Source organism: bacterium, assembly GCA_030654305.1.
Classification (GTDB): Bacteria; Krumholzibacteriota; Krumholzibacteriia; order LZORAL124-64-63; family LZORAL124-64-63; genus PNOJ01.
Map to the genome: position 1 here is coordinate 1 of JAURXS010000296.1, position 18,494 is coordinate 18,494.

The 18,494-nt window shown below is 70.6% G+C and carries 16 protein-coding genes; 4 read left to right on the forward strand and 12 right to left on the reverse strand.

What is annotated here, in order from left to right; translation table 11 throughout:
• From Q7W29_08455 to Q7W29_08480, 6 genes are all read right to left on the reverse strand, one after another.
• Positions 1–1,224 (reverse strand): O-antigen ligase family protein (locus tag Q7W29_08455; protein MDO9171848.1); only part of this gene is annotated, 1,224 nt, incomplete at its 3' end.
• Complete coding sequence (locus Q7W29_08460) at positions 1,221–2,645, reverse strand: hypothetical protein (protein MDO9171849.1); 1,425 nt, start codon at positions 2,643–2,645, stop codon at positions 1,221–1,223. The genes Q7W29_08455 and Q7W29_08460, both read right to left, overlap by 4 nt.
• A 4-nt stretch (positions 2,646–2,649) precedes the next feature.
• On the reverse strand, positions 2,650–3,435 hold the full coding sequence (locus tag Q7W29_08465) for an SLBB domain-containing protein (GenBank protein ID MDO9171850.1): 786 nt from the start codon (positions 3,433–3,435) through the stop codon (positions 2,650–2,652).
• A gap of 46 nt (positions 3,436–3,481) precedes the next feature.
• Positions 3,482–4,198, reverse strand: coding sequence for a hypothetical protein (locus Q7W29_08470; GenBank protein MDO9171851.1), 717 nt, complete (start codon positions 4,196–4,198; stop codon positions 3,482–3,484).
• Between the two features lie 288 nt (positions 4,199–4,486).
• Positions 4,487–5,776, reverse strand: a complete 1,290-nt coding sequence (locus tag Q7W29_08475) for a FlgD immunoglobulin-like domain containing protein (GenBank protein MDO9171852.1) — start codon at positions 5,774–5,776, stop codon at positions 4,487–4,489.
• An 81-nt stretch (positions 5,777–5,857) separates the two neighbouring features.
• Positions 5,858–7,057: a glycosyltransferase family 4 protein gene (locus Q7W29_08480; GenBank protein MDO9171853.1), complete on the reverse strand. Its 1,200-nt coding sequence runs from the start codon at positions 7,055–7,057 to the stop codon at positions 5,858–5,860.
• A 227-nt stretch (positions 7,058–7,284) separates the two neighbouring features.
• Between Q7W29_08480 and Q7W29_08485 the strand changes: the two genes are divergently transcribed.
• From Q7W29_08485 to Q7W29_08495, 3 genes are read left to right on the forward strand one after another with little or no spacing between them, the layout of a single operon-like run.
• The gene (locus tag Q7W29_08485; GenBank protein MDO9171854.1) at positions 7,285–8,406 is read left to right on the forward strand and encodes a glycosyltransferase family 4 protein; all 1,122 of its coding nucleotides are present in this window, start codon (positions 7,285–7,287) and stop codon (positions 8,404–8,406) included.
• A 10-nt stretch (positions 8,407–8,416) separates the two neighbouring features.
• A complete protein-coding gene (locus Q7W29_08490; GenBank protein ID MDO9171855.1) occupies positions 8,417–9,388 on the forward strand; it encodes a glycosyltransferase in 972 nt (323 codons plus the stop codon).
• 16 nt (positions 9,389–9,404) lie between these two features.
• A complete protein-coding gene (locus tag Q7W29_08495) occupies positions 9,405–10,721 on the forward strand; it encodes a hypothetical protein (protein ID MDO9171856.1) in 1,317 nt (438 codons plus the stop codon).
• Here Q7W29_08495 and Q7W29_08500 read toward each other — a convergent pair.
• The 6 genes from Q7W29_08500 to Q7W29_08525 are packed head-to-tail and all read right to left on the reverse strand — an operon-like array spanning position 10,702 to position 17,997.
• A complete protein-coding gene (locus tag Q7W29_08500; GenBank protein ID MDO9171857.1) occupies positions 10,702–11,880 on the reverse strand; it encodes a polysaccharide deacetylase family protein in 1,179 nt (392 codons plus the stop codon). The genes Q7W29_08495 and Q7W29_08500 overlap by 20 nt on opposite strands.
• Positions 11,877–13,031: a glycosyltransferase gene (locus Q7W29_08505; protein MDO9171858.1), complete on the reverse strand. Its 1,155-nt coding sequence runs from the start codon at positions 13,029–13,031 to the stop codon at positions 11,877–11,879. Before Q7W29_08505 ends, Q7W29_08500 begins: the two co-directional genes overlap by 4 nt.
• Positions 13,032–13,033: 2 nt before the next feature.
• The gene (locus tag Q7W29_08510; GenBank protein ID MDO9171859.1) at positions 13,034–14,380 is read right to left on the reverse strand and encodes an oligosaccharide flippase family protein; all 1,347 of its coding nucleotides are present in this window, start codon (positions 14,378–14,380) and stop codon (positions 13,034–13,036) included.
• Positions 14,381–14,414: 34 nt separating this feature from the next.
• Positions 14,415–15,971 (reverse strand): hypothetical protein, encoded by a 1,557-nt coding sequence (locus Q7W29_08515; protein ID MDO9171860.1) that lies wholly within the window; start codon positions 15,969–15,971, stop codon positions 14,415–14,417.
• Positions 15,952–17,565, reverse strand: a complete 1,614-nt coding sequence (locus Q7W29_08520; protein MDO9171861.1) for an NAD(P)/FAD-dependent oxidoreductase — start codon at positions 17,563–17,565, stop codon at positions 15,952–15,954. Before Q7W29_08520 ends, Q7W29_08515 begins: the two co-directional genes overlap by 20 nt.
• 3 nt (positions 17,566–17,568) lie before the next feature.
• Positions 17,569–17,997, reverse strand: a complete 429-nt coding sequence (locus Q7W29_08525; protein ID MDO9171862.1) for a GtrA family protein — start codon at positions 17,995–17,997, stop codon at positions 17,569–17,571.
• A 236-nt stretch (positions 17,998–18,233) separates the two neighbouring features.
• Between Q7W29_08525 and Q7W29_08530 the strand changes: the two genes are divergently transcribed.
• On the forward strand, positions 18,234–18,494 hold a 261-nt coding region (locus Q7W29_08530; protein MDO9171863.1), incomplete at its 3' end, for a hypothetical protein.

Here is an 18,494-nt window from a genome sequence, read left to right on the forward strand (position 1 = left end):
GACGAGCCCCTCCTCGGCGAGGGCGCCGATGTACATGTCGTGCAGCGTGGACTCGACGTCGTGCGTGCGCTTGATGACGCCGTAGATCGGCACCTCCATGGTGCCCATGTACTCCGCCTTGACCTCGTTGTAGCGGAAGAAGCCGCAGCCGAACAGGGGGTTGGCGATGAAGACGCGGTAGGCGCGGCCGAGCGTGCCGATGCGGCCGGTGATGGTCCGTTCGGTGCCCATGCGCTCGTTGAAGAACTCGTCCTTCTGCAGGTTGATCAGGCCGGTGCCGAGCACCACCACGCCGATCAGCACGAGCCGCCCCACCAGGGGCAGGTACTGGCGGCGGCCCACGATGCCGACCGTCAGCAGCGCCACGAGTCCCGCGATCCAGGAGCCGCGCGTGTAGCAGAAATAGAAGCCGAGCAGGACGACGGGGAATGAGGCGTAGAGCAGGGCCCGCACGTAGGGGTTGCGGACGACGCGCATGTGGTAGATGTGGAAGGGCAGCTGCATGCCCATCATGGTGCCGAACACGCCGGGCTGCATGAAGACGCCGCTCGATCGCGAGGCGAAGGAGCGGTTGATGTCCTGGTCCAGGATCGTCTTGGGCCAGATGAGCGCGTCGATGTGGAAATGCTCCGCGATGCCCGTCACGCCGTGGTAGAGGTTCAGGCCGGTCAGCAGCAGGAACAGCCACTGGATCCAGGTCCACCGGCCGGCCACGACGTACTTGGCGACGAAATAGGCGGAATAGCCCATCAGGTAGCTCTGCGTCCAGGCGTTCATGCCGAAGGACTTGCGCATCAGCAGCGAGACCAGCAGGTAGAGCGCGTGGACGATCAGCAGCCCGTCGAGAGGCTCGACCCGCTGCCGCACCTTGCCGGCGAGCGTGGACCTGATCAGGAACACCAGGAGGATCCAGAGCAGCAGGGCGCGATCGATGGAAATGTCCGGCAGCCCCGGCGTGCGGAGCATGAAGAACGTGCGGAACCCCATCAGGGAGACGAACCAGATCATGACGGGGATCGCCAGGAACTTCGCCGAGATCGCCGCGAAGATGCTGCCCAGGGCCAGGGCGCCGCTGACGAAGACGAGCCCCAGCAGGCCCAGGCGCTGGTACACGAAGTAGCTGATGCCGGTGATCAGGAGCGCGAGCAGGATCGAGACGAGGCCGGTCCGGCGGCGGGTGGGCACGGAACGCGCCGAGAAGGCGTACGCGGGCGGGGCGCTCATGGCACCGACCCGCCGGTCCTCTCGTCCGAGACAGCCCCCAGCACGGGCACGCCCAGTTGCGCCTCGATCCGGTCGGGCGAGTAGAGCCGGTGGTCCTGGAAGTCGACGATGAAGCCGACCACGATGGCGAAGATGATCCCGAAGAGCGACACCAGGGCGAAGTACACGAACTTGCGGGCCTCGGTGATGACGACCTCGATCTCGGGATCGGTCAGCTTGACCATGGCCGTGATGCGCTCGTCGGCGCCCTCGTTGAGCTGGACCTCGCCGCGTTTGAGCTGGAGGTCCTTCAGGAGCGCCATCTTCGCCATCACCTCGTTGTCGATGAGGCTGATCTGGCGCTCGAGCTCGGGGAAGCCGGACATCAGCGTCTCGCTCGACCGGATCTCCCGCTCCATGGTCGCGGCCTGGGTGAGGAGCGCCTCCAGTTCCATCTCGTAGCTCGCGATGTAGGCGTCGACCTCGTGGTGGAGGACCTCCCGGGCCTTGTCGAGGCGCTCCCGGGTGCGCTGCACCAGGATGTGGTCCTCGGTGTACCGGCTGAGCATCGAGTTCAGATCGGCGCGGAGGCTCTCGACCTGGTCCTTGACGCCGACCAGGATGCTGGCCTGGTCCCCCTTGTCGGGCATGGGGTAGTAGTCGGGGTCGGTCTCGAAGGCCCGGCGCATCGCCCGCACCTTCGCCTCGAGGAAGCTGGCGTTGATCTGGTTCTTGAACAGCGAATCGCGCATCTCGGTGAGGTGGCCCGACTCGGCCTTCAGGTCGGTCTCCACGATGCCGAAGCCGGCCTGCTCGACGATCGCGGCGCGGCGGCTCAGCATGCCGTCGACCTCGTCCCGGACGATCCGCACCTGCTCGTCGTAGTACTCCAGGGCGTGCATGTTCTTGGTCGCGTTGATGCTGTAGGCCATGAACGCGTCCCGGCAGGCGGCGACGGCCATCAGCGAGAACCGCGTGCTGGGGGAGCCGAAGCGGAAGTCCAGGATGCTGGACTCGCCGATCGGCGCCACGTCGAGGTGGTCGGCCAGGTAGCCGGACAGGGCGTGGGCGTTCGCCAGATGCGCGAGGGCGCCGCCCTCGAGCTTCTCGATGACCTCGAGCGAGTCCTGCAGGCTGGCGGCGGCCAGCTGCGCCACCGGCACGCTCATCGCCATGTGCATGTAGGTGCTCAGGGAGCGGTCGTAGTCGACGAAGGCGCGCGTGTTCCAGCGGGGGGCCTCGGGGGCCTGGAGGTCCAGCAGCATCTGGCAGGCCGCGACGTAGGAACCGGTGTTCTTGAACAGGCCCAGCGAGGCGATCAGGATGATCGGCAGCGCGACCGCGGCGATCACGAGCCGGCGCCGGAAGATCACGAAGACGGCATCGCGCAGGCCCAGCGACTGGCCGCGGCCGCCGACGGGAATTCCGGGAAATTCCGCCATCCGGCTACCTCCTGTAGATCTCCGGGTCTTCGATCTGCCGCGCGTCCAGGATGAAGCGGGAGTACTGCACCAGCGACGTCATGACGTTCTTGGAGAAGGCGGCGAAATCGCCGATCTTGGAGCGGTTGACGTAGACGATGTCGTAGGGCTGGAGGTCCACCGCCGCCGCGTCGAACTCCGAACCCTTGCGCAGCGCCGTCAGGTCGAGCTCGCGGACGAAGTACCCGTCCGCGGTCAGCCTCATCACGACCACCGAGGCGTGGCCGGCCCAGTCCGAGAAGCCGCCCGCCTGGGCGATGGCGCCCATGATGCCGATGCCGCGCCCGGTCACGTCGTACAGGCCCGGGTTGCGCACCTCGCCCAGGACGTAGACCTGCCGCGCCGCGACCTTCTTCAGCACCACGCTCAGGGCGACGTCGCGGTAGTTGCGGCTGTAGGCCTCGTTGAGCGTCTGCTCGACCTCGGCGATGGTCCGGCCCTCGACCACCACGTTGCCCAGGTCGGCGAACGACGCCGACCCGTCGGGCAGCACGATGATGCTGTCCTGGCGCAGCTCTTCGTCCACGAGCGTCTCGACGGCGAACAGGTCGCCGCGCTGCAGGCGGTAGGGCGCCGACTCGGCGCTCTCGATCGCCGTGCGCTGTTCGGGCGTGAATTCGCAGAGGAGTTCCCGGCGCACCACCTGGCGCGGCGAACCGGCGCAGCCGGCGACCGCCAGCAGAGCGGCGCACGCGAGCGCCCAGGCGGCGAGCCGCGCCCGGACGGGATGGCGATGGTTCACGAGGTACATGGCGCGCGCCCCTCCGTGAGTCGCGGCGACCGGGCGTCCCTGCCGGTCACAGCCGGTCGTAGATGAGCTTGGGCAGCTCGTACGAGCGGCGGTTGAAGACGGTGCCCAGGACGTTCACCCGCTTCGAGGCCAGGTGCTCCAGACCCGAACGGATGATCTCCCGCTTGAGCCGCCGGCGTTCGACGACCGCGACCAGGCCGTCGGCCCTGGCGGCGAGCAGTTCGGTCTCGACCGAGCCGAGGATAGGCGGGCAGTCCAGCACCGTAAAGTCGAACTTCTGGGAAAAGAGCTTCAGCAGGGCCGGGGAACGCTCCGAGGCCAGGTCGCTGGCGCAGCCGTCGAGGTCCAGCCCCGCGGGCACCAGGGTCAGGTTGACGCCGCCGGGCAGGTGGGCGAAGCGCTCGGGCTCCCGCAGCATCTCCGCCAGGGTGACGTCCCCCAGGACCGCCAGCTTGCGCTGCGGCGAGTGGAAGTTCGCGTCGACCCAGGCCACCGAGCGGTTCATGACGTGGGCGAGCTGGCGGGCCGTGTTGTACGAGACGAAGCTCGCCCCCTCGCCGGAGACCGACGAGGCGAAGGCGATCACGGCGCCCCGGTTCGCGGGTTTGAAGTCCAGCAGCATGTTCGCCAGGTGGATGAACTCGGCGCGCTGCTGGCCGTCGGGCACCGGGAACAGGCTCACCCGGTCCATGGCGGTCAGTTCCGCCGCGAAATCCGGGCTCCCCGAGGTCTTCTTCTTGAATGCCTGGTGGATCGTGCTCATGGCCGCCCGTTCGCTCGGGATTGATTCTCGGATGTCACGGCGGGCCGGCAGGGCCGGAACCGCTTCGACGGTCGTCACCTAGGAACCCACGGAGCGCAATCGGCTCGGATGCGCGGAGTCTTTAGCAAAAACCGTCCGAGATCCTCCGGAACAGGGAACCGTCAACCGGCAGCGGCTGCAGAAGGGCTTAATCAGTGTAATTGGACATGTTTCGAATGTCAACCGCGGCACCGACCCGCCCTGCGGCGACGCTCCCGTTCCGCGACTGTTCCGGAACGGGCGTCGCCCTCATTTGACGAGGGAGATCGTGCGCGACTCGACCGCGGCGCCGGCGCGCACCCGCACCAGGTAGCTGCCGGCGGCGACGTGCTCCCCGGCGTCGTCACGGCCGTCCCACTCCAGGGAGCGGCGTCCGGCGTCCAGCACGTCGTCGACCAGCGTGGCAACCAGGCGGCCCCGCATGTCGTGGATCGCGACCCGCGCCCGCCCCCGCGTCGCCAGGTCGAAGGACACGACCGTGCGCGGGTTGAAGGGGTTCGGGTGGGCCGTCAGGTTGACGCGGGCCGCCGGGCCGGCCACGTCCACGCCGGTGGTGCCGGGCATCCAGACGAGGTCGCCGTTGACGTCCATGGCGTGCGAACGCTCGCGGTAGTAGGCGACGGCGTCGCCGAGGGTCATGATCTTCCCGTTGTTTTCCCGGACCAGGTCGATCAGCCAGGCGAGGTCCTGCTTGGTGATCCCGCCGCTGCCGTAGTTGATGTTGCCGTAGGTGTCGTTGTCGTCGCCGAGGTGGTGCGTGTACACCACGCAGATGCCCTCGGAGGCCCGGAACTCGTTCATGGTGGCCTGGGCGGCGGTGCGGAAGGCCTCGTAGGTCTTGTGGACCGGCGGCACCGCGCTGTGGTTGCCGAAGAAGTAGGAGTCCGTGTTGGCCAGCGGGATCCGGTACAGGCTGATGCCGCCGTTCCAGCTGTTGCTGGCCATGAAGTTGAAGTCACCGTAGCTGTTGTTGACGTAGTCCCAGAGCCCGCCCGTGCGCGCGCCGATGAAGCCTTCCGCGATGAGCGAGTCGATCAGCGCCTTGCCGTGGCGGTGGGCCGGGTAGGCGCAGACCCGGACGCTGGAGGCGGGCAGGTCGCAGTTGCCGGCGATGGTGTCGCGCTCGATCTCGGTCATCAACGAGGTCATGCGCGCGGCCTCGCTGGGCTCGCCGCAGAGGAAGTAGCCCATCCACGAGCCGCGCGGAGGGCTGGTGCAGGCGGGGGTGAGCCCCGCCTGGCCGTGCGAGGCGCCGTGCTGGGCGATCTCGAACCCGTCCGCGCCGAGGTCGTGGATCTCCTGCCGGCTCAGCTTGGTCGGGCTCAGGACGCCGCTGTGCACGTTGACGGCGATGGTGAAGCGGAAATCCATGACGCGGGCCGTGTCGGCCCAGGCCAGGTTGCACTTCGTCCCGTCGTCGGTCACGAAGCAGAAGGCGAAGTCGTGGCCGTCCCAGTTGCCCAGGGCCCGGGCCGGCGCCGGCGCGAACGCGGACGTCGCGGCGATCAGAGCGAGAACGGTCAGGATCGTGCGCCCCATCGAGACCCCCTGTGGAAGTGATCAAGTAAGACGATCATAATATCATATAATCGCGCGTAACGTCAACAATGGCGTCGGACCTCAAGCGGGGGGCATCAGGCTGCGGATCAGCGACACGTACCGCGCCTCCATCGCCGGCCAGGCGATCCCGGCGTACTCCAGGTCCGCGTGCCGGCTGAGTTCCACCCGCTCCGCGGGGGCGTCGCAGAGACGCCGGATCTGGTCGGCGAGGTCGGCCGCGTTGCCGGGCTCGCTGTACCGCAGGCTGCGGTCGGAGAAGAGCGCCGTCATCGAATCCACCCGCGAGGCGACCACGGGCAGCCCCACGGCGATGTACTCGAACGACTTGGTGGACAGGGCCAGGTCCATGAAGGAGTCCCGCAGGTAGGGGACGACGCCGATGTCCATGCGGTAGAGCAGTTCCCGGATCTCCTCGTGCGTGAGGTACGCGCCCAGCAGGACGGAATCGCCCAGGCCGCGGTCGGCGATCAGACGCTCCAGGACGGGCCGGTAGTTGGCGTCGTACTTCCCGTGGATCCTGAGTTCGGGATGCAGGCCGCGCTCCCGCAGCAGCGCGACGGCCTCGATCAGGACGTGGATCCCGAAGCGGTGCGCGACGGTCCCGTGGTAGACCAGCCGCGGGTGCGTCAGCGCCGCGCCGTCGCGGGCCTGCCGTTCCATGACGCCGTCCGCCGGACGGTAGAAGATGTGGTTGTCGGCGGCGTTGAGCACCAGGGTCACCTTGTCGTCGGGGATCCCCCGCGACAGCAGCTGCTTGCGGAAGCCCTCGCTCGTGGTGATCAGCCGGTTCGCGAAGCGGCAGGACAGCCCCTCGACGAGCTTCACGACCGGCAGCAGCAGCCGCGCCCGCGCGCCGTGCCACTTGGACTCGAAGAGTTCCACCATGAGGTCGTGCAGGTCCAGGACCACCGGCACGCCCCGCAGGCGCTGCAGCGCGGCGGCGAAGACGAGCTGGTCGGGCATGTTGTGGATCTGGACCAGGGCGGGGCGGTGGCGTCGCGCGAGGGACTCCAGCTTCAGGAAGGCGGCCAGGCCGAAGCCCTGGGAGAACAGCAGGTAGCGCAGGATGCTGGTCTTGTCGCGGACGGTCATGATCCGGTGGGCGGTCACCAGGCCGTACGACTCGACCGCCTCCTGGTCCGGATTGCGGTAGCAGATGATGTCGACCCCGATGCCGTGCCTGGCCAGCGCCTCGGCTTCGCGCCGGACCCGCGGGTCGCCGGGATACTGGGACAGGACGATCATGGACACCCGAGTCACGCGCCCACCTCCGAGTGCGGGGAGCGTGGAGTATGTGGAGCCGCAGCGGTCGCGTCAAGCACGGCCGGTGCAGCAACTCCCCAATCGAAACGATGTTGCGGGCACGGTCCCGCCCTGCTATCGTCCGCCGCGCTTCCCGATCCGGCGTTCCGGAAACGGGGGCGCCGACCGCGTCGCTCGCCCCGTCCCCGACCGCCTGCACACGGAACCGCGCCGAGGATCCCGTCATGCGGCTGAACCTGGTGATCTCCTCGCTCGACGCCGGCGGCGCCGAGCGCGTGATGGGCACGCTCGCCGACGCCTGGGCCGAGCGCGGCCACGAGGTCGACCTGTTCACGACCCACGACGCCGGCCGCGAGCCCCACTACCGGCTCTCGCCGCGGGTCCGCCGGCGTTCCGTCGATCCGCGGGCCACGGGTCCCTGGAAGCAGGCGGCCGTCGTGCGCTCCCTGCGCCGGGCGATCCGCGAGAGCGGGCCCGACGCCGTCGTCAGCTTCCTGAACTACACCAACATCCTGACCCTGGCCGCCTGCCGCGGCCTGGCCTGCCCCGTGATCGTCTCGGAGCGGCTGGACCCCCGGATCATCGAGATCGGGCCCGTCTGGTCGCTCCTGCGGCGCCTCTCCTACCGCCGCGCCGCCCGTCTCGTGGCCCAGACGCCCACCGCCGCCGCCCTGTTCGAACACCTGGCGCCCGGCCGGGTCCGGGTGATCCCCAACCCGGTGCTGGTCCAGGCCGACGGGCCGGCGCCGTTGCCGGCCGCCGACCGCCCGACGATCCTGTGCGTGGGACGCCTGTACCCCCAGAAGGGGTTCGACCTGGCGCTGAGGGCCATGGCGCTGCTGCCGCCCGCCTGCGACGCCTGGCGCCTGGTGATCCTGGGCGAGGGGCCGGAACGTCCGGCGCTCGAGAGCCTGCGCGGCGAACTCGGCCTCGGCGAGCGGGTCCAGCTGCCGGGGCAGGTCCCCGATCCCCGACCCTGGCTGCGGCAGGCCGGGATCTTCCTGATGTCGTCCCGCAGCGAGGGCTTCCCCAACGCGCTCTGCGAGGCCATGGCCGCCGGCCTGCCCGTCGTCTCGACGGACTGCCCCAGCGGGCCGTCGGACATCGTCACGCCGGAGGTCGACGGCCTCCTGGTCCCGCCGGAGGACCCGCGCGCCATGGCCGCGGCCCTGGCCCGGCTGATCGCCGACGGGAACCTCAGGGCGCGATTGGCTCAAGCCGCCCCCGCCGTGGCCGATCGCTACTCGCTCGACACGGTGATGGCGGCCTGGGCAACCCTGCTCGCCGACGTCACCGGCGTCGCCGTCCCGTCCGACGGCTGCCCTCCCGGCAGCCGCACGATCTGAGGAACCCGGCATGCGCGTCCTGGTGCTGACCGCGATGTACCCGACGGCCGAAAGGCCCGCCGCCGGCACGTTCGTGAAGGAACAGGTGGACTCGCTGATCCGGGCGGGCATCGACGTGGAGGTCATGGACTTCGACGGCGCCCGCTCGTTCCGGAACTACGTGCGCGCCGGCCTCGCGCTGCGCCGGCGGCTGCAGGGCGACAAGTTCGACCTCGTCCACGCCCACTACGGTCTGGTCGGCCTGCCGGCCCGCATGCAGTTCCGCTGCCCGATCGTCCTGACGTATCACGGCAGCGATCTGCTGGGCGAGGTCGGGCCGGACGGCGGGTACACCTTCGGCGGCAAGCTGAAGGTCCTGCTCGGCAAGGCGCTCGGGTTCGTGGTCACCCGGCGCATCATCGTCGCCGAAGTGCTCCGCAACCGCCTCTGGAAGGCGGCCCTGGTCCCGATGGGCGTGGACATGGACCTGTTCGCGCCGCGGCCGCGGGAGGAAGCCCGCCGGGAGCTGGGGCTGGACCCGGACCGCCGGTACGTCCTGTTCGTCGCCAACCCGGACAACCGCTGCAAGCGGTACGACGTCGCCGCGGCGGCGGTCGGGATCCTCGCCGCGGCAGGTCGCGACGTGGAGCTGCTCCCGGTCTTCAAGGTCCCCCACGAGCACGTCCCGCTGTACATGAACGCCGCCGACGTCCTGGTGCTGACCTCCGACCACGAGGCCTCGCCCTGCGTGATCAAGGAGGCCCTGGCCGTCAACCTGCCCCTCGTCGCGGTGGACGTCGGCGACGTCGCCGAGAGGATCGCGGGGGTCGACGGCTGCTTCCTCTGCGCGCGCGCGCCGCAGGACGTCGCGGACAAGCTCGGTTCCGCGCTGGACTTCGGCCGGCCGACGAACGGCCGCGACAAGGTCCGCGCGATCAGCCTGGAGAACACGGCCCGGCTCACGATCGACGTCTACCAGGACGCCCTGCGACGCCGCCCCTAATCACGGAGACCCGCCCATGCCGCACCTGCCTACCCTGGCCGTCCTGTCCACGTTGCGCCGCGAGCGCTGGCGCCGCTTCCGGGAGATGTCCGACATCCAGTGGCTGGACGAGTCCGCGCTGCGGGAGCTGCACGACCGCAAGCTCGCGGCCCTGCTGCGCCACGCCGTCCGCCACGTGCCCCGTTACCGGGACCTCGGCGCCGCCCGCCTGGACGAATTCCCGCTGGTCGACAAGCTGGTCATGACCGCCGAGCAGGCCTCGTTCCTCTCGGACGAGGCGGGTCCCGAAGACCGGCTGGCCTCGTCGACCGGCGGTTCGTCGGGGATCCTGTTCAAGTTCTACACCGACGCGCGCTCGCGCGAGATCAGGCGCGCCTGCGACATGCTCGGCCGGACCTGGGCCGGCTGGGAGATCGGCGACCGCCAGGCCCTGCTGTGGGGCCACCGCGGCGACGTGAGCGCCACCGAGACCGCCCGCAACCGCCTCGCCAACGAGCTGCTGCACCGCTCGATCACCCTGAACGCCTTCACGATGGACGAGGCCACGGTGGACGGTTTCATCCGCCGGCTCCAGAGCTACCGGCCGCGGCTGCTGGTCGGGTACGCCTCGGCCCTGACCTTCCTGGCGGCCACGATGAGCCGGCGGGGGATCGCGGGCGTGCACCCGCGGGGCATCATCTCCTCGGCGGAGTCGCTGAGCGACGAGCAGCGGGGGATCATCGAAGCCCAGTTCGGCTGCCGCGTGTCGAACCGCTACGGCTCCCGGGAATTCGCGCCGGTCGCCCAGCAGTGCGAGGAGGCCGCCGGCTTCCACGTCTTCGCCGACCGCGTCCACGTCGAGGTGCTCCGCGCCGACGGATCGCCCTGCACTCCCGGCGAACGCGGAGAGATCACGGTGACCGACCTGGACAACTTCGCCATGCCGTTCATCCGCTACCGCACGGGCGATCTCGCGATCGCCACCGACGAGCGCTGCCGCTGCGGGCGCGGCCTGCCCCTGATCGCCCGCGTCGAGGGGCGCGTGTCCGAGCTGATCGTGGGGCTCAACGGGCAGGTCTACGCCTGCCCCGGGCCGACCTTCTGGACGGCGGGAGTCACCGGCATCCACCAGCTGCAGATCTACCAGGGGAGCCGCGAGCGCGTCGAACTGCGCGTCGTGCCGGGGCCGCAATGGAGCGAGGAGTCGGCGAGGGGCCTGACGGCCAGGTTCCGCGAGCTGCTCGGCGACGTGCAGGTGGAGATCGTCATGCGCGACGAGATCCCGGTCGCCGCCTCCGGGAAGTACCGGTTCGCGATCTCGGAGGTCTCGCCCTTCAGTCGCCCGAACGGATGAGCCCGGCCGCGTCGAGCAGCTTGCGCAGCCTCAGCCGGGACCTCGCCGCGGTCCTGCCGAGCTGATCGTCGCAGGCCGCGGTCAGCAGGCCCGCGTCGCCGGTGCGGCGCTGCCGGCCGAACAGGGAATACCGCCGGTGGTCCGAGAGCCGCCGGATGAAGCGGGGGTCGGGGTCGTGCCAGCGGCCGAGATCGCCCGGCTTGACCGTGATCGTCCGGAACCCCGCGGCGGCAGCCACCCGCCAGGACTCGTCGCAGTAGGCGCCGCCGGGCCAGCAGAAGTGGGACACGGGCTTCCCCAGCCGCGCGCCGATGAGGCGCGAGGCCTCCCCGATCTCGAACTCGTACCTCTCGATCATCTCGCGATCCGACTCGAACACCCCTCTGCCCCCGTCGGCTTCGCGGGCGACGTCCCGCAACCGCGCCTCCCAGCCTTCGGCGGCGAAGAAGGACGCGCCGCCGTGGGCGGCGACGTGGGCGGTCGTGGCCGCCGCGACGTCGGGATCGGGCAGGAAGCGGCGGATGCCCAGGGACCGCCCGCTGCGCCAGACGGGCGCGCCCCACGGGACGTAGCCGCTCTGGTCCTCGACGAGGTAGAAGGGCTTGCGCTCCGGACGGGCGTTCCAGGCCAGCCAGGGCGTGGACAGGCCGGGCCGGTGGAAGTCCGCGATCTCGGGGCCGGTCGGGTGCCAGGTGTGGGACATCGAGTGGCTCCCGATCTCCAGCACGCCGCTGCGGGACAGGATCCCGATCTCCGCCCAGTTCAGGAAGCCCCTGGTCGGCAGGTCCGCTTCCGCGCAGCGGCCGGCCCAGACGTCCTCCAGGTTGGGCCGCGGCTGCTCGCCGGGGTCGACGAACTCCGGGTTGACGTAGACGAGACCGCGCCAGCCGGCCCGCTTCAGGAGCGGGTAGACGTACGTCCAGTTGTCGAGGTAGCCGTCGTCGAAGGTCAGCGCGACCCGGCGGTCGCGCGGCGCCGCGCCGGCCGCCTGCGACTCGTGGACCTCGTCGAGCGAGGCGGGGCGGTAGCCCAGGGCGACGAACCGCTCGAGCTGCCGCCGGAACAGCGGCAGGGGGCAGGCGAGCTCGCCCCAGACCCAGTCCGGATCGGGACGGCCGACGGAGTGGTACATGACCACGGGCAGGCGGGAGGCGCTCATGAGCCGGCACGGCCTTTCGTCGTCTTGAGGAGTTCCTGCCGGTAGACGTCCTCGATGCGGCGCGCCACCGACCCGATGCCGTAGTCGGCCTGCGCGCGGCGCCGCGCCGCCGCGGCCAGCCCGGCCGCGCGGGTGGGATCCGCGAGCAGCTGCGCGATGGCGGCCGCTAGCGCCGCCGGGTCCGCCGGCGGCACCAGCAGGCCCTCGCTCCCGTCGCGGACGGCGTCGGGGATGCCGCCGACGTTCGTGGCGACGATGGGGCGGCACGCCGCCATCGCCTCCAGCAGGGCCACCGGCAGGCCCTCGCGCACGCTGCTCATGACCCAGACGTCCATGGCCGCCAGCAGGTCGTTCACGTCGTCGCGACGGCCCGCCCAGATCACGGCGTCGCCCAGTCCCGCCGCGGCGGCCCGCGCGGTCAGATCCGACCGGCGGTCGCCGTCGCCGACGGCCAGCCAGCGCAGCCGCGGCCTGGTTTCGCGCAGCGCGACCAGCGCGGCCAGCAGGTGTTCGTAGCCCTTGGCCTCGACCACGCGCCCGACCGTGCCCAGCACGGGCGTGTCGTCGGCCAGCCCGAACTCGGCGCGGACGCGCCGGCGACCCGCGTCGTTGCCGGGCTCCGCGGGGATGGGCACGCCGTTGGGGATCAGGATCAGCTTGCCGGGATCGAACCGCTCGCGGCGGATCCGGATCTCCATGCCGTCGCGGGCGACCGCGATGTGACGGGCCGTCCAGCGGCTGAGGTGGTGGTCGATCGCGACGCGCAGCGGGCCCTTCCAGAGCTCCTTGCCGTGCTCGGTGGTCATCAGGACGGGAACGCCCGCCCACCGGCCGGCCAGGCGGCCCCACAGGGCGGAGTCGTGCATGTGCGCGTGGACGACGGCCACGTCCTGGTCCCGCAGCCAGCCGGCGAAGCGCCGCAGGCTGCCGACGGCGTGGCGCGTGCGGATCGGGATCCGCACCACCGGGATGCCCGCCGCCTCGACGACCGCCGCCAGCTCGCCCCGCTCCTGCAGGCAGACCGCGGTGTGCCGGAACTCGTCGCGGTCGGCCGCCAGCAGGTAGTTCACCAGCTGCCGTTCGGCGCCGCCGGTGCGCAGGCTGCCGATGACGTGGGCCACGTGCCAGGGCCGCTGCGGGTTCCCGCGCATCGTCACCGCCCTCCCCTCCCCGACGAGGCCGCCGCGGCGTCCAGACGGGACCGGACGACGTGCCGCGCCTTCGTCCAGGCGTCGCGGTAGAAGCCGACCAGTTCGCCGACGCCCACGACGTAGGGCAGGCGCAGGTCCGTGATGCGGTTGACCACGAACATCGGCGCCAGGCGGCTGGCGACCATCAGCACGGCCTGGGCGGCGATGATGCCGATCAGCCCGCCCAGCGCCATGCCGGCGTACAGCAGGAAGGGCGCCGCCAGCAGCGTCGCCGCGTTCACCCAGATGGAGACGCCGTTGCGGTCCATGGCCCTCAGCACGAGCGTGGCGTTGAACAGCAGGTGCAGCTTGAGCAGCGTGTTGATCTGGAAGATCGGCACCGCGTCGGCGTAGGTCCCGGTGAACATGAAGACGATCAGCGGCTTGGCGACCAGCAGCAGGAAGGCGATGGTCGGGAGCGCGACCGCGTACGTGCTGGTGAGGATCTTCCGCCACAGCCGGCGGATGCCCTCCCGGTCGTGCTGCAGCTCCAGGGCCGCGAACTGGCTGAGCGCCACCATGGCGAGGGACTGCGTGAAGATCTGGATCACGGGAATCTCGGTGCAGCCCACGGAATAGACGGCGTAGACCTCGGTCCCGTAGTAGCGGCTGACGAAGAAGTCGCCGAGCCGGGCGAGCATCATGCTCAGCGTGCCGGCCACGCCGAGCGTCACGCCGTAGCGGATCTGCTCGCGCAGGCCGAAGAAGTAGCGCTCGGCGGCGAAGCCGTGCATCCGGTGGTGGATGTAGGCGAGCATGGCGGCCAACTGGACGCCGCGCGCGGCGACCAGGGCCAGCAGCACGACGTCCAGGCGCCGCGTGGCGTAGGCCGCCGCGACGGTGGCCAGGCTCACGATCACCTGGCCGCCGATCTCGAACACGGCCGACGAGCGGATCCGCTGGCGGGAGGTGAGGTAGCAGTCGCAGGCGGAGGTGAGCATCAGCAGCACGGTGTGGACGGCCAGCAGCCAGAAGGCGTCCGCCAGGATCGCCATGTTCAGCCAGCGGCTCAACGGGCCGGCGAAGGCGCCGATCGCCGCGAACGCCGTCGTGAAGACCACGACGTTCATCAGCACGCTGTTGAGGAAGTAGGCGCCAGCGTTGCGCTCGTCGCGGGGGATGAAGTAGTAGAGCGCCTGGTTGAGCCCGAGTTGGAAGAGCGAGGCGATGTAGACTTCCAGCAGGAAGAACTGCCGGTAGGCGCCGAAGTCGGCCACGGTCATCAGGCGCACCAGGAAGTACGGCAGGACCAGCCGCACCCCGTAGCCCAACAGCTTGGACGACATGATGTAGAGCGAACGGTTCAACAAGTGGGGACCGGTCCTCTGGTCAGTGGCAACGCGCTCACGGCGTCACGCCGGCGGACGCCCGCCAGATCCGGGGCCCGCCTCGCGCGGCGGCCGGTCCGAACAGACTCCAGCCGGGGCCCGGCGGCGCTCCCGCGCCGTCCCGGCTCCAGTCCAGATACCACTCGACGCCCTGATCGGCAAGCCCCCGCTCGGCGGCGGCGGCGTCCAGCCCGCCCCGCACGCCGTGGAAGCGCGCGCCCAGGCGGTAGGCCACGGCCAGGCTCTCGATCCAGCGGCCGTCCGCCGCCAGGCGCGCGCCCGGGGCGACGTCCGCCGACAGGGCGGCGACGGTCGCCGAGACGACGGGCGTCTGCGCGTCGCCCGCGCGCAGCGTGCGCGCCGGCTCGACCCAGCAACCCAGCACGGCCGCGGCGAGCACCGCGGCCGTCGCGAGCCGCCCGCGCCCGCGCGCCAGCCGTTCGGCCGTGAGCATCGTCGCGACGATCCCCGCGACGACGGAGACCCACACGTAGCGCGGCTCGACCCTCACCAGCAGGTACCCGGCGGGGTAGACGACCATCGCCGCGATCAGGTACGCCTCCGGCAGCCACGACCCGCGGCGGCGGGCGCGCACGACGAGGAACGCGGCGGCCGGCAGGGCCAGCAGGCCCAGGTAGTTGGCGTGCGCGACCGCGAGCAGCAGGCGGCGGGCGTTGTCCGCCGACAGCTTCAGTTGGTGGCGCATGGCGGCGGCGCCGTCGAAGGGGCTCCACGTCGCCAGCGGCAGGCCCGTCGGGTCCTCCCAGGCGCTGGTGGCGAACTCGCCCGGCGGCGGCACGAAGCCCAGGTGCTCCAGGGGCTGGCCCTGCGAAGCGGGCCCGAAGAGGGCGCGGTTGTAGGGCCCGCTGGTGCTGATCGGCAGCCCGCCGTACTTGGCGCCCAGCGCGGCGATCCACGGCGCGGCGCAGATCGCGAAGACGGCGAAACCGACGGCCGTCGTCGCCAGGACGCGCCGGCGCGCGGGCGCGGCGGCCGTGGCCAGCCGCCACAGGCAGCAGAGCAGGAAGTGGAGCGCGAACGCGTAGAAGCCATAGGGCTTGGCCAGGTAGCCCAGGGCCCCGAGCAGTCCCGCGACCGGCGCGTCCGCGCGCTGCGATCCGAAGCCGGGACGGTGGACCAGGGCCAGGTAGTGCAGCCACAGGCCGAGGAAGAGCAGGTCGGGGGTCACCGCGACGGTGGCGCCGACGGCCAGGGCGGGGGTCAGGGCCAGCAGCAGCGCGACGGTCGCGCCGCGGCCGAGGCCGGCCGTCGCCGCCAGCCGCCTCGCGCCCCAGAGCGCGAGCAGGCCCGACGCCAGGCCGACGAGGCGCGCGGCGACCAGGGGCGCCGCACCGGCGGCCAACGCCGGGACCATCAGCCAGGACAGCAGCGGGCCCCAGTAGCCGTTGACGGCGTCGGTCGTGCGGCCGGCGAGCACGTGTTGGGCCACCGACAGGTAGGAGATCCCGTCCGGGTTGATCCGCTGCTGGAAACGGATCGCCAGCCAGACGCCCAGGACCAGGAAGGCGGCCGCGACCAGGAGGGCCGCGCCGTCAGGACGACTTTTCCTCATGGTATTCTTCCTCGACGTTGACGTCCCAGATGGCGGCCTTGTCCGTGACCCCGCTGCGGATGTCGTCGACGGCCATCATCGCCGTCATCATGGAGTGATCCTGGTTGTTGTAGCGGTGCATGCCGTTGCGGCCGACCAGGTAGAGGTTGGCCAAGGTGTCGGTGTAGTCGCGGATCTCCTGGAACCGGTCGTAGGTGCCGAAGTAGGCCGGGTAGGTCTTGGGCACGCGGATCACGACGCGGTCGCGCACGTCGGCCCGGTCGATGATGCCGATCTTCGCGAGCTCGCCCTCGGCGAACCCGGCGAAGGTCGCGTCGTCCATGCTCCAGAGATCGTCGCCCTCGTTGCAGAAGTACTCCAGGCCGATCCAGACCAGATCGGGATCCGCGACCAGGTACGGGCTCCAGTTGTTGAAGACCTGGAGCCGGCCGAGGCGCACGTCGCGCTCCTGGATGTAGATCCAGTTGTCCGGGACGATGTCGTTGACCGTGGGCTGGCCCGTCTCGTTGCGGATCAGCAGACGGTCGAGCAGCAGGCCGACCGTGATGAAGTCGCGGTACTTCAGGCCGGCCGCCACCTCGCGCACGTTGGCGGGGACCTCGCCGCGCAGACCCGCGACGAGCTCCTGCACGGGCATCGTGGAGAAGACGTAGTCCGCCTCGTGCTCCTGGACCTCCCCGCTCGCCTCGTCCCAGATCAGCACCGCCGCGACGCGGCCGTCGTCGACGCGCATGCCGACGCACCGGCAGCCCAGGCGGATCTCGCCGCCGTGTTCGACGACCTGGCGCGCCACCTCCTCCCACATCTGCCCGGGCCCGAACTTGGGATAGAGGAACTGCTCGATCAGGCTGGTCTCGACGCCCTCCTGCCGCAGCGAACGGTTGCGGCCGCCGAGCCCGCGCAGGGCGTGCAGCAGGGCCTTGGTGATCGAGAGCCCCTTGATGCGCTGGGCGCCCCACTCGGGCTTGATGACGTCGCAGGGCACGCCCCAGACCTTCTCGGTGTAGTCCTTGAAGAACGTGGCGTAGAGCTCGCGGCCGAAGCGGTTGATGAAGAAGTCCTCGAGGGACTTCTCGGTGCGGATCGGCGCCAGGCGGGTCCACACGTAGCTGAAGCCGATGCGGACCATGCGCGGGATGCCGAGGTTGCGCACGGTCTGCACCGAGAGCGTGATGGGGTAGTTGAAGAACTTGCGCAGGTAGAAGATCCGCGAGAGGCGCGAGCGTGAGAGCATGACCGCGTCGGCGGTCTCCGGGTCGGGGGCCGGCGAGGTCACGGGCTCCGCGGAGCCGAGCGGCCGGCGCGTGCACGTGACGGCCAGGGGCACGTCCCGGCCCAGGCGGCGGTCGTCCCGGGAGGGCGCGCCCTGCTGGGGCATGACGTTCAGCCACCAGTCCATGACCCGGCCGGACTTCGAGAAGAAGCGGTGGCCGCCGATGTCGATGCGGTTGCCCTTGTAGCGGACGGTGCGGGAGATGCCGCCGATCTCGCGGCTCGCCTCGAACACGATCGGCTTGACGTCGGTCCGGTCCAGCAGCTCGTAAGCGGCGGTCAGACCGGCGGGTCCGGCACCGATGATGATGGCGCGCTTCATGCGTCAGGACTCCCGTCGAAAGAGGGCGTACTTGCGGGCGAAGAAATTCCAGAACAGCACCACGGCCGTCGCCACCATCTTCGAGAGCAGGTAGTGGAATCCCAGCGACTCGGTGCACTGCCAGATGATGAGCTCGTTGAGACCCAGACCGATCAGGCCGATGAGCCCGAACATCGCGAACTCGACCCACCGGTTGCCCAGCTTCCGGGACGAGAACACCCAGGCGATGCTCAGGGCGTAGTTCGTGCCCAGGCCCAGCAGGAAGGCCAGGCCGGCCGAAACCAGGTAGTGGAGGCCGGCGAACTCCGTCAGGACGTACAGCGAGCCGAAATCGACCAGGAACGCGGCCCCGCCGACGAACAGGTAGCGGAAGAGCTGCACCCAAGTGCTCTCGGTCGCCCCCCGGAAGAGGCTGTTCAGCGGCACCATCATCGTCCCATCGCAAAGGACAGCGGACCGGCGCCGCCCGGGCACCGTTCCGCCAAGTGTAACAAGATTCCGGGTCAAACCCAAAGAGCAACCGGCGATCGGGACGCCGAGGGCCGCACCGGCCTGCCGAATTACGGCAATTGGGCCGGGAACTTGAGCCGGACTTGAGGTAGTGTGGGTGTCGGCGGAACTCCACGCCGTCCATCATGTTCCAGGGATTCCCCGCCCGGAGGCCGACCATGACCCGCGCAGCCTTCTCCGTGACCGCCAGGACCGCCGCGGTCGTCCTCTGCCTGGCCGCGGCGGCGGCCGCCGCCCCTCTCGCCGTCCGGGTCCCCCGGGACGCCGATCGCCCCGACCTGCCCCCCTCCTCCGCCCTGCGCGGCGGCGACCCCGGTTGCGCCGGCGCGCCCGTCCTGAGCGTGGCTCCGGGCCTGGACACGGTCCTGACCGGGGACACCACCGGCGGCGTCTCGGCGGTCGACGGCTACGGCTGCGTC